The following is a 14,171-nucleotide window of genomic DNA, read 5'->3' on the forward strand; positions in this document are numbered from 1 at the left end:
GCGGCACCGGATTTCACTTTCCGGCAGGTCACAGGCTAAAGTTCTTCTTGTTCGGCCCGCAGGACGGGAAGAACACGCGGGGCTATAGCTCAGTTGGTAGAGCGCCTGCATGGCATGCAGGAGGTCAGGAGTTCAATTCTCCTTAGCTCCACAGTGATGGACGATCCAGCCTCATCCGACAGTGTCGGGTGGGGCTGTTTCGTTTCCCCGCCGATCGTCGGCGGACGGGGGTGGCAGGGATGCGCGTGCGCAGTGCGGCACGGTGCGGGCTTCGGGCTGAGGCCCAGGGGCCGGCTCGGTGCCCGGAGGTTCGCATCAAGATCCTTCTCCTTGGGCAAGTCGGGGGATGCATCCCTTCCCTCATGGGTAGTGTCCGGAGGCCGGAGGGGCCCGACACCCTCCATACCGTGTCCTGACTGGTATTTCATCGCCGCTGCCCCGGCCGTGGTGGCCGTGGCAGAATCGGACGGCCGGTAGGGGGACGGGCCTGACGGGAGGGAGCGCGGAATGCCTGTGCACGTCTACGGGAAGCCGCGAGGCGTTCCCGGCGCCGGGACGCGCACTCTCGACTCCACCGCCTTTCGCCCCGCCCGCGCCTGTGTTCCTGCCTGTGCCTGCGGTGGCGGGCTCCCCGGCCGTGACTCTGGCCGGTGTTGAGGGATGGGTGCTCACCGCAGGACCTGTGACTGGTGCGGCAGTGGTACGCCCATCGTCCGTGACATGGAACCCGTCAGCAGCCGCTATCAGTACTGGTGCGAGGACTGCGCGCGCGCCCTGATCATCACCGGCGACCCGATCGAGACCTACCGCGAGCTTGAGGGCGAGCCGATCTACGGCCGACTGCTCGACGAGCACTGCACGCTCAAGCGTTTCTACTCCTTCGCTTCGGCCTGAGGTCTGAGGTCTGAGGCCTGAGGCCTGAGGCCTGTGTCCGGTCGGCCCGAGGCCTCCTTCTGGCGTTTCCGCCGGTGTCCGCGCCGGGCGCTGGCGGGCCTCTCCCCGGCCGCTCAAATCGGACAAAGGGGCCGCCCGGGGAATCGATTTGGTGGACGGCGGGAGGACCCGCTAATGTTCTCGATGTCGCCACGGGAAACGGCACAAACCGGAACCCCGAGGCAGTGCACGAAGACCGTGGAGCAAGCGTGCGGTACATGTGCGCGGGGCTATAGCTCAGTTGGTAGAGCGCCTGCATGGCATGCAGGAGGTCAGGAGTTCAATTCTCCTTAGCTCCACAACAGTTCCTCCTTCGAGGAGATCAAGCGGGCCACCCGGTAGGGGGCCCGCTTTTTCGTCGCATTGAATCCGCCTCGATCCGCCTCGATCCGCCTCGTGGCGTGCGGACCACCAGCCAGGGCCGCCCGGCCCGCCCCGGACTCCAAGGGGCCGTCTCGCTCGCCCGGGGTGCCGTGAGGGCTGCCGCACCCGCCGTCCCCCGTCCGGGAGCCGGCAGGCCCGTGCGGGCGCTGCGTTCCCTGCGGTACCCTGACGCCATGCGTGCCGTACGCCTTCTGCTTAGCGAGCCGCGCTGAACCCTGCCGGTCACCGGAGTCTCCCGAGAACTCCACGACAGAGACCGGAATCGGCGCGGCGTCCCCTCCTGTGCGAGGGGATTTTTCATTTCCCGGGGCAGATGCGATCGATGGAGTTTTGAGAACCCATGAGTCAGACGATTTCCTCCGCAGCCGCCGGGGCGGCCGGCCCCGCCGCCGAGACGACCGCCCCGCACCGCTACACGGCTGCCCTGGCCGCGGACATCGAGGCACGCTGGCAGGACTTCTGGGACGCGAACGGTACCTACGAGGCCCCGAACCCCTCCGGTGACCTGGCGGGCGACGCCGAGCTGGCGGCCCGCCCCAAGAAGTACGTGATGGACATGTTCCCGTACCCCTCCGGGGCGGGACTGCACGTCGGCCACCCGCTGGGGTACATCGCCACCGACGTCCACGCGCGCTACCAGCGCATGACCGGGCACAACGTCCTGCACACCCTCGGGTTCGACGCTTTCGGCCTGCCGGCCGAGCAGTACGCCGTGCAGACCGGCACCCACCCCAGGACCTCCACCGAGGCCAACATGGCCAACATGCGCAAGCAGCTGCGCCGGCTGGGCCTCGGGCACGACCAGCGCAGGTCGGTCGCCACGATCGACCCGGAGTTCTACCGCTGGACCCAGTGGATCTTCGTGCAGATCTTCAACTCCTGGTACGACCCGGAGGCGGACCGCGCCCGGCCGATCGACGAACTCGTCGCCCAGTTCGCCTCCGGCGAGCGCCCCACTCCGGACGGTCGTCCCTGGGCCGAGCTGGACGCGGCCGAGCGCGCCGACCTGCTGAGCGAGTACCGCCTGGCCTACGCCTCCGATGCCCCCGTCAACTGGGCACCGGGCCTCGGCACCGTGCTGGCCAACGAGGAGGTGACCGCGGACGGCCGCTCCGAGCGCGGCAACTTCCCCGTCTTCAAGGCCAAGCTGCGGCAGTGGAACATGCGCATCACCGCCTACGCCGACCGGCTGCTGAACGACCTGGACGGCCTGGACTGGCCCGAGGCCATCAAGCTGCAGCAGCGGAACTGGATCGGTCGCTCCGAGGGTGCCCGCGTCGACTTCCCCGTGCACTCCGCGGCGGACACCGGCCGCGAGTCCGCCGGGGCCGAGCACATCACCGTGTTCACCACCCGCCAGGACACCCTGTTCGGCGCCACCTACATGGTGCTGGCGCCCGAGCACGAGCTGGTCGCCTCGATCGTGCCGGCCGCGTGGCCGGAGGGAACCCGGGACGCGTGGACGGGGGGACACGCCACCCCCGCCGAAGCCGTCGCCGCCTACCGGGCCCAGGCCGCCGCCAAGTCCGACGTCGAGCGGCAGGCCGAGGCGAAGGACAAGACCGGTGTCTTCACCGGCGCCTTCGCGACCAACCCGGTGTCCGGCGAGCCGGTACCCGTGTTCATCGCCGACTACGTCCTGATGGGCTACGGCACCGGGGCGATCATGGCCGTGCCCGCGCACGACAGCCGGGACTTCGCCTTCGCCCGCGCCTTCGACCTGCCGATGCGCTGCGTCGTCGAGCCCACCGACGGACGCGGGACCGACCCGGCCGCATGGGACGAGGCCTTCAGCTCGTACGACGCGAAGCTGCTCAACTCCGCCAATGAGCAGATCTCCCTGGACGGCCTGGGCGTGAGCGAGGCGAAGGCGCGGATCACCACCTGGCTGACCGAGCGCGGTATCGGCCGCGGGACCGTCAACTACCGGCTGCGTGACTGGCTGTTCAGCCGGCAGCGCTACTGGGGCGAGCCCTTCCCGATCGTCTACGACGAGGACGGCATCGCCCACTCCCTGCCGGAGTCGATGCTGCCGCTGGAGCTGCCGGAGGTCGACGACTACTCCCCGCGCACCTTCGACGCGGACGACGCCGACACCGAGCCCGAGACGCCGCTCTCCCGCAACGAGGACTGGGTCAACGTGACCCTGGACCTGGGCGACGGGCCGCGCGCCTACCGCCGTGAGACCAACACGATGCCCAACTGGGCCGGCTCCTGCTGGTACGAGCTGCGCTACCTGGACCCGCGCAACGACCAGAAGCTGGTCGACCCCGACGTGGAGCGCTACTGGATGGGCCCGCGCGAGGGCGTCCCGACGGGCGGAGTCGACCTCTACGTCGGTGGGGCCGAGCACGCGGTGCTGCACCTGCTGTACGCCCGTTTCTGGTCGAAGGTGCTGTTCGACCTGGGGTACATCTCCTCCGCCGAGCCCTTCCACAAGCTGTTCAACCAGGGCATGATCCAGGCGTTCGTCTACCGCGACAGCCGAGGCATCGCGGTGCCGGCCGCCGAGGTGGAGGAGCGCGACGGCGCGTTCCACTACCAGGGTGAGAAGGTCTCCCGCGTCCTGGGCAAGATGGGCAAGTCGCTGAAGAACGCCGTCACCCCGGACGAGATCTGTGCCGAGTACGGGGCGGACACGCTGCGGCTCTACGAGATGGCGATGGGCCCGCTGGACGTCTCCCGTCCCTGGGACACCCGTGCCGTGGTCGGTCAGTTCCGGCTGATCCAGCGGCTGTGGCGCAATGTCGTGGACGAGGGCACGGGGCAGGTCACCGTGGTGGACGCCGAGCCGGACGAGGACACGCTGCGTGCGCTCCACAAGGCGATCGACGGGGTGCGGCACGACCTGGACGGGCTGCGCTTCAACACGGCCATCGCCAAGATCACCGAGCTGAACAACCACCTGACCAAGTCCGGTGGGGCGGTTCCGCGCTCCGTCGCCGAGGCCCTGGTGCTGATGATCGCTCCGCTGGCCCCGCACGTCGCGGAGGAGCTGTGGCATCTGCTGGGGCACAGCGAGTCGGTCGTGCACCACGACTTCCCGGTCGCCGATCCGGCGTACGTCGTCGACGAGACCGTGACCTGCGTCGTGCAGATCAAGGGCAAGGTGAAGGCGCGACTGGAGGTGTCTCCCTCGATCACGCAGGAGGAACTGGAGAAGGCCGCGCTGGGCGACGAGCGGGTGGTCGCCGCTCTCGCGGGCGCGGGGGTACGGAAGGTCATCGTGCGCGCCCCCAAGCTGGTCAACATCGTCCCGGCCTGAGCCGGGAAGGTGTCGTCGGCTCCGGCGATGGTCACTCTGTGTAGTCATGGAGTGATCGTGACAGTCAGTCACCGATCCTGTCCATAGGGGATTTCCCTTAGGGGTGTGGTCCGGGTTCCGGGGGAACCCGGACCACACCCCGGGCGTTTACGGTGGAGGGACGGCCGGTGAAGGCCGTCCGACTGGAGGAGCAACGATGGAAGCCGTGCTCATCGTCGTCGCGTTGATCTTCGTGCTGTGCGTCGTGGCCGGCCTCTACGCGACCGTGCGCGTCGCGCGCACCGCGAAGAGGGGTGTGGACCGCACGGTCTCGCAGGCCAGGCGGGCCGTCGAGGACACCACGCTCAAGGCCAAGTCCCTCGCTCAGCCGGGCGCCGTCGGGGAACTCGCCGCGCTGCGTCTTTCTCTGCGCTCCTCCATGCGCTCGACGCAGGACGCGCTCGCGGCCGAGGCCGCGCAGGACGGCGGTCTCGCGGAAGCCGTCTCCCTCTTCGAGCGGCTGAGCACGCACGGCCGTCGGCTGGACGACGAACTCAGGCGGCTGGAACGCGACCCCGACAAGACGGGGCTCGCGGTCGAGCTGGCCCCGCTGCGGGAGCGCACGAAGCAGATCGTCCACTCGGCGGAGGCCCTGCGCTGGGCGGCGAGGGACCGGGCCCACCGGTTCTCCGGGGACGAGCTGGACGATCTGCGGGAACAGATCGACCTGGAGGCCGGCGCTCTTCGGCACTGGACCTCCGCGGGCCATCCCGGCGGGCCGGCCACCGCGCCCCCGCACGGAGCGGACCCGTCGGGAGCGCCCGCCGACGCGGTCTCCGCACCCGCTCTCGACGGGAGCGGGGCGGAGAGCCCCGGCACCTGGGACCGGCTCCTCAAGGAGCCCCGGCGCGAGAAGCGGCGGAGGAGCTGACCGTCGCACCACAGCCGGACTCCTCCCGGTATCTCCCGCCCGGCGAGTGCGGGCGGAGGGCCCGAGCCACCGACCGGCCGCCCGGACAGGTAATCTCCAGCCCATGTCACGCCATGTCGCGATCGTCACCGATTCCACGGCCTACCTGCCGCAGCGGACGGTGGAGCGACACGGCATCACCTCCGTCCCCCTCACCGTCGTCCTCGACGGCCGGGCCTGGGAGGAGGGCACCGAGATCTCCGCGCGCTCCCTGGCCCAGGCGCTCCGCAAGCACCAGCCCGTGACCACCTCCCGGCCCAGCCCCGCCGCGTTCGCGCAGACGTACGCCCGGCTCGCCGAAGCAGGGGCGAGCGCGATCGTCTCCCTGCATCTGACCTCGGAGTTCTCCGGGACCTATGACGCGGCCGTACAGGCGGCACAGGACGCGCCGGTGCCGGTGCGGGTCGTGGACACCGGCATGGTCGCGATGGCCCTCGGCTTCTGTGCCGTCGCCGCCGCCGAAGCGGTGGAGGAGGGCGGGACGGCGGAGGAGGCCGTGTCCGCCGCCGAGAAGCGTGCGGCCGACACCTCCGCCTACTTCTACGTCGACACGCTGGACTACCTGCGCCGGGGCGGCAGGATCGGCGCCGCCCAGGCGCTCCTCGGCTCCGCGTTCGCCGTGAAGCCGCTGTTGCAGCTGGTGGACGGGCGCATCGAGCTGCGGGAGAAAGTACGGACCGCCTCGCGGGCGGTGGCCCGGCTGGAGGAGATCGTCGCCGAACAGGCCGGTGGGGGCCCCGTCGACATCGCCGTCCACCACCTCGACGCCGCCGACCGCGCGCAGACGCTCGCCGACAACCTGCGCAAGCGGGTGCCCGGGCTCGTGGAACTACAGGTCAGCGAGGTGGGAGCGGTGATCGGGGCGCACACCGGGCCCGGGCTGCTGGGCGCGGTCGTCTCTCCGCGCTGAGCCGTCCGTCGTGGCCGGCCACCGATGCCCTCACTCCTGAGAGTGACGGAGTTATCCACAACTGGCGAGTAATCCACAGGAATGGCCGCTCGTCAGCGAGAAATCCGGAAAGTCCTTACCGTCCGTGACATGGGACGAGAAACTCTTGAAGAGACGAGACCGGCGTACGGCCCCACGCGAGCCGCCGCCGGCACCGCGCGCCTGGGAACCGCCCGGGCGGACACGCTGACGAGGCGTCGGCGGTTACGCGAGCAGGACCGTGAAGCGCTGCGGCTCCGGCTCGAAGGGCTGCTGCCCGGCAGGAGCGGGGGCCCCGGGCTCGCGGGCCCGGACGAGGCGGTCGTCCCCGCCTCCCGTGCCACGGACCGTACGGGAGAGAACTGTCGTACGTACGTGGACGGGGAGAGGCCGGCCCCCTCGGTGGCCGCTCCGGCCGCGCTGTCCCCGCTGTCGCGGTGGGCCGGGGCGGTGCGGGACCGCCTGCCGCTGTGGGTGAGGACCCGGTGCGCGGTGGAGCGCAGGAGCGTGCTCGCCCTGTCGGCGGTCCTCCTCGTGGCTGCGGGGCTCGCGGGCCTGCACCTCTGGTCGAGCAGGCCTGAGCCGGTCGAGGTGCCGCGAGACGTGGGCGGCGCAGGGGAACGGCGGGAGCGCACGGTGCTGCTCCCTTCGGAGGAACCCGGCGGGGCGGCGAAGCGGCCACAGCCCGCGGGGGAGCCCGAAGCGGAGGCACCGGTGCCCGGGCAGGGCGGGCAGGCCCTGGTGGTCGATGTCGGCGGCGAGGTGCGCCGTCCCGGAGTGCGGCGGCTCCCGTCCGGTTCACGTGTCCAGGACGCGCTTGAGGCGGCCGGCGGGGTCGAGAAGGGGGCTGATCTGGCGGGCCTGAACCGGGCGCGGCCTCTCGTGGACGGCGAACTCGTGTGGGTGGGCGCCCCGCCGCCCGGCGGGGTCCCGCCCGGCGGGGTCCCGCCCGGCGGGGGAACGCCGGGGTCCGGTGCGGCCGTTGGCGGCGGTGGGGGTGGTGCGCTTGTGGCGGCGGCCGGCCCCGTGCCGCTCAACGCCGCGTCGGTGGAGCAGCTCGACGCCCTGCCCGGAGTGGGACCGGTCCTGGCGCAGCGCATCCTCGACTACCGCACGGAGCACGGCGGCTTCCGTTCCGTGGACGAACTGAGAGAGGTCAGCGGAATCGGCGAGCGCCGGTTCGAGGACCTCAGGGAGCAGGTGCGGCTGTGACGGCCGTACGAGAGGCGGTACGCCGGGCGGGGCCGGCGACCGGCGGCGACCGGCCGGAGGTGCATGCGCGCTCCGGGCACCGGCTGGGGGCCGCCGATCCGCGACAGGAGGGGCCCGCCGATCTCCGGTTGGTGGTCCTGGCCCTGGTGACCTGGGCGACGGCGGCCCTGTGCCTCGGCCTGCCGGCCGGCTGGACGGCGACCGGCGCGGCGATGTGCGCGGGGGCCGGGGTCTTCCTCCTGTGGCGCTCCGGGCGTCGCACAGCCACCGTCCTGCCGGGAGTCCGGGCCCCGGAGGCGGAACGGGAGCGGCGTCGGCGCATGTCGGGAGGGGCGGTCCTGATCGCGGCGATGCTGTTGTGCGCCGCGGCGTCCGCGACCTCGGCGGCGGCCCGCCGGGCGCAGGTGGAGAGCGGGCCCGTGCCGCGACTGGCCCAGGAGCACGTGGCGTCCGAGGCCGAATTGGAGATCGACGGGGATCCGCGGCTGATCCGGGCCTCGGTGCGCGGCGGCCGTCCCGTACCCGAACAGATCCTGGTCGACGTGCACGTGGTGCGCCTCGCCGGTCACGACGGCCGGGAGACGGCGCTGCGGACGCCGGCGCTTCTCGTGCTCCGCCTTCCGGAGGAGAGCACGGGGGAGAAGAACGCGAACGGCCGGGGAAGGAACGGGGACGGGGAGCACGCGGCTGGTGGGGCCTCGGCGCGGTCGGCCTGGCTGGGGCTGCTTCCCTCGACGCGAGTGACCGCGCGGGTCCGGTGGGGCCCGCCGTGGACGGAGGACGGGCCCGCCGCGGCGGTGGCGAGGGCCGAAGCGGGCGAAGGCCCGCGAGTGGTCGCCGGGCCGAGCCGCGTGCAGCGCCTCGCGGGCGGCCTGCGCCGAGGACTGCGGGAGGCCGCGGACGGACTGAGTCCGGACGCCAGGGCGCTGCTGCCCGGGCTGGTCGTCGGGGACACCTCCCGCGTGACCCCTGAACTCCAGGAGGCCTTCAGGGACACGGACCTGACCCACCTCATGGCGGTCAGCGGGTCGAACTTCACCCTCCTGCTCGCGGTGCTGCTCGGCCCGCCGGGGCTCGCCCGCAGGGCCGAGCGCGGTGGGCTCGCTCCCCGGCTCGGGCTGTCCCTGCGGGCGACGGCTGTGGCCGGCGGGGCGCTGACCATCTGCTTCGTGACGGTGTGCCGGCCGGAGCCGAGCGTGGTGCGTGCCGCGGCGTGCGGGGCGGTGGCCCTGGTGGCGCTCGGGACGGGGCGGCGACGTTCGATGCTGCCCGCGCTGGCGGCGACCGTCGTGCTGCTGGTGCTGTGGGACCCGTGGCTGGCCAGGAGCTATGGCTTCCTGCTGTCGGTCCTCGCCACGGGGGCGCTGCTGACGGTGGCACCGGGGTGGAGCGCGGCACTGCGGCGGCGCGGAGTCCCGGCGCGTGCGGCCGAGGGGATCGCCGCGGCGGCCGCCGCCCAGGCGGTGTGCGCGCCGGTCGTGGCCGTACTCGCCGCGCGCGTGAGTCTGGTGGCCGTGCCGTGCAACCTGCTGGCCGAGGTGGCGGTGGGACCGGCCACGGTGCTGGGCTTCGCCACGCTGGCCGTGGCACCGATCGCGCTGCCCGCGGCGCGGGCCCTCGCCTGGTGCGCGGGCCGGCCGACGGAGTGGATCGCCCTGGTGGCGCGTACGGGGGCGGGGCTGCCGGGCTCCGGGATCGAGTGGCCGGGAGGCTGGACGGGAGGCGGACTGCTCGCTCTGGTCACGATCGTCGCGATCCTGGTGGGGCGGCACAGGGCGGTCCGACAGCCCTGGGTGGTCTGTGGTTGTGCGCTGGTACTGGTCCTCGCGGTGTTGCGCCCGGTGCCGTTGACGCGGGCGGTGGCCGGCTGGCCGCCAACGGGGTGGCGGTTCGCGATGTGCGACGTGGGGCAGGGCGACGCGACCGTGCTCGCGACCGGCCCCGGTACGGGCGTCGTGGTGGACGCGGGGCCGGACGCGCGCCGCGTGGACCGTTGCCTGCGGTCTCTGGGGGTCACGGGTGTGCCGCTCGTCCTGCTCACGCATTTCCACGCCGACCACGTGGCGGGGCTCGCCGGTGTGCTGCGCGGCAGAGCGGTGGGCGCGGTGCAGACGACGGGGTTGCGGGAGCCCCGGAACCAGGCGGAGTTCGTCGAGCGGACGGCGGCGAAGGCCGGGGTACGTGTCATCGGCGCGGGGCAGGGTGAACAGCGCCGGTCCGGTCCGGTGAGCTGGCAGGTGCTGTGGCCGCCGACCGGCGCGACGGGCGCGGCCGGGCAGGGACCCAACGACGCCAGCGTCGTCCTGCTCGTGCGCACCGCGGGGCTGAGCCTGCTGCTCGCGGGGGACCTGGAACCGTTGGCGCAGCGAGCCCTGCTACGAGGGCCCGGCGGCGTGCCGCGCGTCGACGTGCTCAAGGTCGCGCATCACGGGTCGGCCTATCAGGAACCGGAGCTGCTGCGGCGGACCGCTCCTCGTCTGGCCCTGATCTCGGTCGGCTCCGACAACAACTACGGGCATCCCGCGCCCCGCACGATGCGGGCACTGAACCGCGCCGGGGCGCTCGTCCTGCGCACCGACCGGCACGGTTCGATCGCCGTCACGGGCGGGACGGGCCCGTCAGGTTCCGGTCTCCGCCGGGGACCCGCGCTGGGGGTGGTCACGGAGCGGGGCGTGGTCGGGCGGTGAGGGGCCGCAGGGGGTGCTGCGCGGGCGCACAGGGCGGCATGTGGGAAAGCCGCACGCCCTGCGGGAAACCTTGTAAAGAAACCTTTCTAAAGATAGCTTTACATGCATGAGAGAGCAGAGTGAGGCAGGGCGGGAGGGCCCCGCGCAGGAGCGCGGGACGGCGGCAGCCGGGACCGGTCCCGGACGCGAGGCCAGACTGACCGACCCGGGCGCGCTGCGGGCCTACGCGCACCCCACGCGCCTGCGGCTGGTGGGACTGCTGCGCTCGGAGGGGCCGTTCACGGCCACCAGGGGCGCCGAGCTGACCGGGGAGTCCGTCGCGAGCTGCTCCTATCACCTGCGGATGCTGGAGAAGTACGGACTCGTCGAGCAGACCGGGGGAGGGCGGGGCCGGGAGAAACCGTGGCGGGCGACCGCGACGTACACCTCGTGGCCCGAGTACTCGGAGGACCCCGCGACGGCCGCCGCTTCCGCAGTACTCGGGGTCTCGGTCGCCGAGGCGTACTTCGAGCAGACGACACGGGCCCTCGAACGGCGTCACACCCTGCCGCGCGCCTGGCAGGAGGCGGAGGAACTCGGCGACAGCCAGCTGTGGATGACGCCCGGCGAACTCCGTGAAGTGCGCGACCGGATCAGGGAGTTGCTGGGCTCCTACGAGGAGCGCGACACCGATCCGGCGCTGCGGCCGGCCGAGGCGAGACGCGTCACGTTCCTGCGCGTCGCCCACCTGGCCGACCAGCCCGGGACACGACGGCCGGCGCACGAGGACTGACGGACGACTGACGCACGACGGATGGCTGACACACGACGAGGTCACGGACGGGGGAGGGCGTGTGGTGAGGGCGAGGGATGCGAGCGGGGTGGCGCGGCGGCTGCGGGAGCGGGGGGCCGCGAAGGTGCCCGCGCTCCTGCGGGAGCGGGCGTTCCGTACGTACTGGACGGGGCAGACCGTCTCGCTGGTCGGCGACCAGATCTCGTTGCTGGCGCTGCCGCTGGTGGCGGTGCTGGTGCTCGGGGCGGACGCGGCCGAGATGGGCTGGCTGAAGACGGTGGAGCTGCTTCCGGCGCTGTTGCTGAGCCTGTCGGCGGGCGCCTGGGCGGACGGGCGGGCGCACCGGAAGCGGATCATGATCGTCGCGGACCTGGTCCGGGCGGCGCTGGTGCTGTCGCTGCCGGTGGCGTACGCGTGCGACGCGCTGACGCTGGGACAGCTGTACGCGGTGGCCTTCGGGATCGGCGCGTGCACGGTGGTCTTCGACGTGTGCAACGCCACCGTGCTGGTGGCGCTGCTGCCCGTCCGGCAGTACGTGGCGGGGAACGCCCTCGTCAACGGGGCCAGGTCGATGGCGTGGCTCGGTGGTCCGGGCCTCGGCGGGCTGCTCGTCAGGCGCTCACCGCGCCGGTGGCACTGGTGGCCGACGCGGTGACGTACTGCTGGTCGGCGCTGTGGCTGACCCGGATACGGCCCGTGGAGCCCGCACCTGCCCGCCCGGTCAAGGGGCACTTCACCGCCGGAATCCGGTGGGTCTTCGCCCAGCCGGTCATGAGGGCGCTGTTCGCTGCGTCGGCGACGGTGCAGTTCTGCAACTTCGCCTTCCATACGATCTTCGTGCTCTACGCGACGCGGGAACTCGGGCTCTCGCCCGGGCTCCTGGGCCTGGTCCTGAGCGCGGGGGCGATCGGCGGACTGCTCGGGGCGGCGGCGACGTCCCGGATCGTCGTACGCGTCGGCGTCGGGCCGGCGATCGTGGCGGGCTTCGCACTGTTCTCCGTGCCCCTGGTGCTCGTGCCGCTCGCGCGGGGCGGTGAACCGTTCGTCGTGGCACTCCTGTTCACCGCGGAGTTCGTCTCCTGCGCGGGCGCGATGCTCGTCGACATCACCTCGGGCTCGCTGCAAATGGCGCTCATACCCGACGCCCTGCGCTCTCGGGTGACAGGTGCCTTCCGGACGCTCAACCACGGGTTCCGTCCACTGGGGGCGCTCGCCGGGGGTGTGCTGGGCTCGGCCCTCGGGCTCAGGCCCACGCTGTGGATCGCCACGGTGGGCGGGACGTTCTGCGTGCTGTGGGTCATCCGCTCGGCCGTCTCCCGGACGCGGGCCCTTCCGGTGGCCGCCGAAGAGGGGGAGCGCCCGGAGGTCGCAGGCGCAAAGGAGGCCCCGGTGAGCGCAGCGGTGGTCAGCGCGGACGGTGCGACCGCTGGTAACGGGTCTGAGCTGGGAAAACGCTAAACGGAATGGAAAATTCAGGCAACTTCGCCCAGGTGGGCAGGTTCCGCTGATTCCGCTGGTGGGGGCTCTGTTTGCTCGAAAGCCGCAACGATGGTCGAATGCATATTCGTCAAGCAGTCAGCGGCGAAGTGCAGGGGTGGGTGTCCAGGGGATGTTCGGCCTAGGAACGAAAAAGCGTACGGACAACGCGCGGCGCAACGGGCCCCTCGCGGGACTCGAACCTCCGGCCGGGGCCGGGGTCATCAGTTGCCGGGCCGTGGACCCGGTGAGCGGTCCGCTGACCTCGGCGGAGTTCACCGTCACCGACGCGCGGGGCCGTGTCGTCGTCAAGTCCGGCGCCGACCCGTTCGGTTCCTTCATGGTGACCGTGCCGCCGGGTGAGTACCGGCTCGCGGTGTCGGCCGACGGCTACACCCCCTACCGCACGGACGCCGTGGTGACCGCGGAGACGGGTGCGGTGCTCGGCGAGGTCACGCTCCAGGTCGCCGCCCCGCCGCCGTTGCCGTCCCCCGGGGACTGGGACGTCGAGCCCAGCCACTCCTCGATCGCGTTCACCGCGCGGCACATCGGGCTCGCCCGGGTGCACGGCCGGTTCAACACCTTCGCCGGGGCCGTGCGGATCGCCGAGCGCATGGAGGACACGGCGATGCACGTCGTGATCGACGCCGCGTCCATCGACACGAACGTGCGGATGCGGGACGACCACCTGCGCTCGGCGGACTTCCTGGACGTGGTGCAGTATCCGACGCTGGAGTTCTACAGCGACCGCTTCGTGCACCGCGGAGGCGCTCGGTGGGCGGCCACCGGGGCGCTCTCGCTGCACGGTGTGACCCGGACCGTGACGCTGGACGTCGACTACCTCGGGGTCGGCAACGGCATGGAGGGCGAGACGCGGGCCGCGTGCCGGGCCACCACGGAACTGCACCGGGACGACTACACCATCAGCTGGCAGACGATGCTCGCGCGCGGCATCGCGGTCGTGGGGCCGAGCATCACCATTGACCTCGACATCCAGATCGTCCCCAAGGGCTGAGATCGTCGTCTGTCGCCGTGCCCGGAGCCTGCCGTCCTCGCGTCGCTGTGCCGCGTCTCCGATACGGGAGAATCGAGGGGTGAGTGACGTGAGACATGTCCTGGTGTTCCCCGACCGTGACGCGGCGGAGGAGGCGCTGGAGGAGCTGGGCAGGCGGTTCGCCGTCATGCGGGAGCCGGAGCTGGTCCGGGACGCGCTCGCCGGGGAGGACGACGCCGAGGACGCGCAGTGGCTGCTCGTGCTCGCCGATCCGGAGGGTCGTCTGGACGGCGGGGAACTGGACGCGTTCGCTGCCGAGTGGGACGGGTGGCGCGAGGAACCCTGAGAGGCGGGGAGCGGAACGCGTTCCCCGTCGGCTCCCCGCCGTCCCCTCCCTCTCCCCTGAGCGTCCCCCTCCCCTCCCACCACGAGTGCCCTGGGGCCGGGTTTTCGGCCTTTCGGCAGCGCCTGGACGTAGGGCCCCTCTGCGAGGCTTGACCGTCGCGGCCCTTGTACGCGGTCCTTGCGGGGAGCGGCCTCTCCGGAGTGCCGCTCCCCGCAGGGGTGTCGT

At 72.2% G+C, this 14,171-nt stretch carries 11 protein-coding genes and 2 tRNA genes; all 13 read left to right on the top strand.

Going from position 1 to position 14,171, the window contains the following annotated elements; genetic code table 11:
• The first annotated feature begins 78 nt into the window (after positions 1-78).
• The 13 genes from AB0J21_RS08035 (at position 79) to AB0J21_RS08095 (ending at position 13,946) form a co-directional block, all read left to right on the top strand.
• A tRNA-Ala gene (locus AB0J21_RS08035) sits at positions 79-151 on the top strand.
• 509 nt (positions 152-660) lie between these two features.
• Positions 661-894 carry a hypothetical protein gene (locus AB0J21_RS08040; protein ID WP_363144994.1) on the top strand — a complete coding sequence of 78 codons (234 nt, stop codon included), beginning with the start codon at positions 661-663 and terminating at the stop codon, positions 892-894.
• Positions 895-1,159: 265 nt separating this feature from the next.
• Positions 1,160-1,232 (top strand) — tRNA-Ala (locus AB0J21_RS08045).
• A gap of 425 nt (positions 1,233-1,657) precedes the next feature.
• Positions 1,658-4,582: a leucine--tRNA ligase gene (gene leuS / locus AB0J21_RS08050; protein WP_363144995.1), complete on the top strand. Its 2,925-nt coding sequence runs from the start codon at positions 1,658-1,660 to the stop codon at positions 4,580-4,582.
• A gap of 196 nt (positions 4,583-4,778) precedes the next feature.
• Positions 4,779-5,492: a hypothetical protein gene (locus tag AB0J21_RS08055; RefSeq protein WP_363144996.1), complete on the top strand. Its 714-nt coding sequence runs from the start codon at positions 4,779-4,781 to the stop codon at positions 5,490-5,492.
• 103 nt (positions 5,493-5,595) lie between these two features.
• Complete coding sequence (locus AB0J21_RS08060; protein WP_363144997.1) at positions 5,596-6,441, top strand: DegV family protein; 846 nt, start codon at positions 5,596-5,598, stop codon at positions 6,439-6,441.
• A 129-nt stretch (positions 6,442-6,570) separates the two neighbouring features.
• Positions 6,571-7,671 carry a ComEA family DNA-binding protein gene (locus tag AB0J21_RS08065; protein ID WP_363144998.1) on the top strand — a complete coding sequence of 367 codons (1,101 nt, stop codon included), beginning with the start codon at positions 6,571-6,573 and terminating at the stop codon, positions 7,669-7,671.
• 59 nt (positions 7,672-7,730) lie between these two features.
• The gene (locus AB0J21_RS08070) at positions 7,731-10,358 is read left to right on the top strand and encodes a ComEC/Rec2 family competence protein (protein ID WP_363145217.1); all 2,628 of its coding nucleotides are present in this window, start codon (positions 7,731-7,733) and stop codon (positions 10,356-10,358) included.
• Between the two features lie 106 nt (positions 10,359-10,464).
• Positions 10,465-11,130: a helix-turn-helix domain-containing protein gene (locus AB0J21_RS08075; RefSeq protein ID WP_363144999.1), complete on the top strand. Its 666-nt coding sequence runs from the start codon at positions 10,465-10,467 to the stop codon at positions 11,128-11,130.
• Between the two features lie 64 nt (positions 11,131-11,194).
• On the top strand, positions 11,195-11,785 hold the full coding sequence (locus tag AB0J21_RS08080; protein ID WP_363145000.1) for an MFS transporter: 591 nt from the start codon (positions 11,195-11,197) through the stop codon (positions 11,783-11,785).
• Positions 11,761-12,588 carry an MFS transporter gene (locus tag AB0J21_RS08085; protein WP_363145001.1) on the top strand — a complete coding sequence of 276 codons (828 nt, stop codon included), beginning with the start codon at positions 11,761-11,763 and terminating at the stop codon, positions 12,586-12,588. Before AB0J21_RS08080 ends, AB0J21_RS08085 begins: the two co-directional genes overlap by 25 nt.
• 151 nt (positions 12,589-12,739) lie before the next feature.
• The gene (locus AB0J21_RS08090; RefSeq protein WP_363145002.1) at positions 12,740-13,621 is read left to right on the top strand and encodes a YceI family protein; all 882 of its coding nucleotides are present in this window, start codon (positions 12,740-12,742) and stop codon (positions 13,619-13,621) included.
• 79 nt (positions 13,622-13,700) lie between these two features.
• Entirely contained in the window at positions 13,701-13,946 is a 246-nt protein-coding gene (locus AB0J21_RS08095; protein ID WP_363145003.1) for a hypothetical protein, read from the top strand.
• The last annotated feature ends 225 nt before the right edge of the window (positions 13,947-14,171 follow it).

Origin of the sequence: Streptomyces sp. NPDC049954, assembly GCF_040656295.1 — a bacterium.
Classification (GTDB): Bacteria; Actinomycetota; Actinomycetes; order Streptomycetales; family Streptomycetaceae; genus Streptomyces.

Excerpts from the sequence above, each read along its gene's own strand:
- AB0J21_RS08040 (WP_363144994.1), top strand. The coding sequence starts at position 661 with ATGGGTGCTCACCGCAGGACCTGTGACTGGTGCGGCAGTGGTACGCCC.
- leuS (WP_363144995.1), top strand. The coding sequence starts at position 1,658 with ATGAGTCAGACGATTTCCTCCGCAGCCGCCGGGGCGGCCGGCCCCGCC.
- AB0J21_RS08055 (WP_363144996.1), top strand. The coding sequence starts at position 4,779 with ATGGAAGCCGTGCTCATCGTCGTCGCGTTGATCTTCGTGCTGTGCGTC.
- AB0J21_RS08060 (WP_363144997.1), top strand. The coding sequence starts at position 5,596 with ATGTCACGCCATGTCGCGATCGTCACCGATTCCACGGCCTACCTGCCG.
- AB0J21_RS08065 (WP_363144998.1), top strand. The coding sequence starts at position 6,571 with ATGGGACGAGAAACTCTTGAAGAGACGAGACCGGCGTACGGCCCCACG.
- AB0J21_RS08075 (WP_363144999.1), top strand. The coding sequence starts at position 10,465 with ATGAGAGAGCAGAGTGAGGCAGGGCGGGAGGGCCCCGCGCAGGAGCGC.
- AB0J21_RS08090 (WP_363145002.1), top strand. The coding sequence starts at position 12,740 with ATGTTCGGCCTAGGAACGAAAAAGCGTACGGACAACGCGCGGCGCAAC.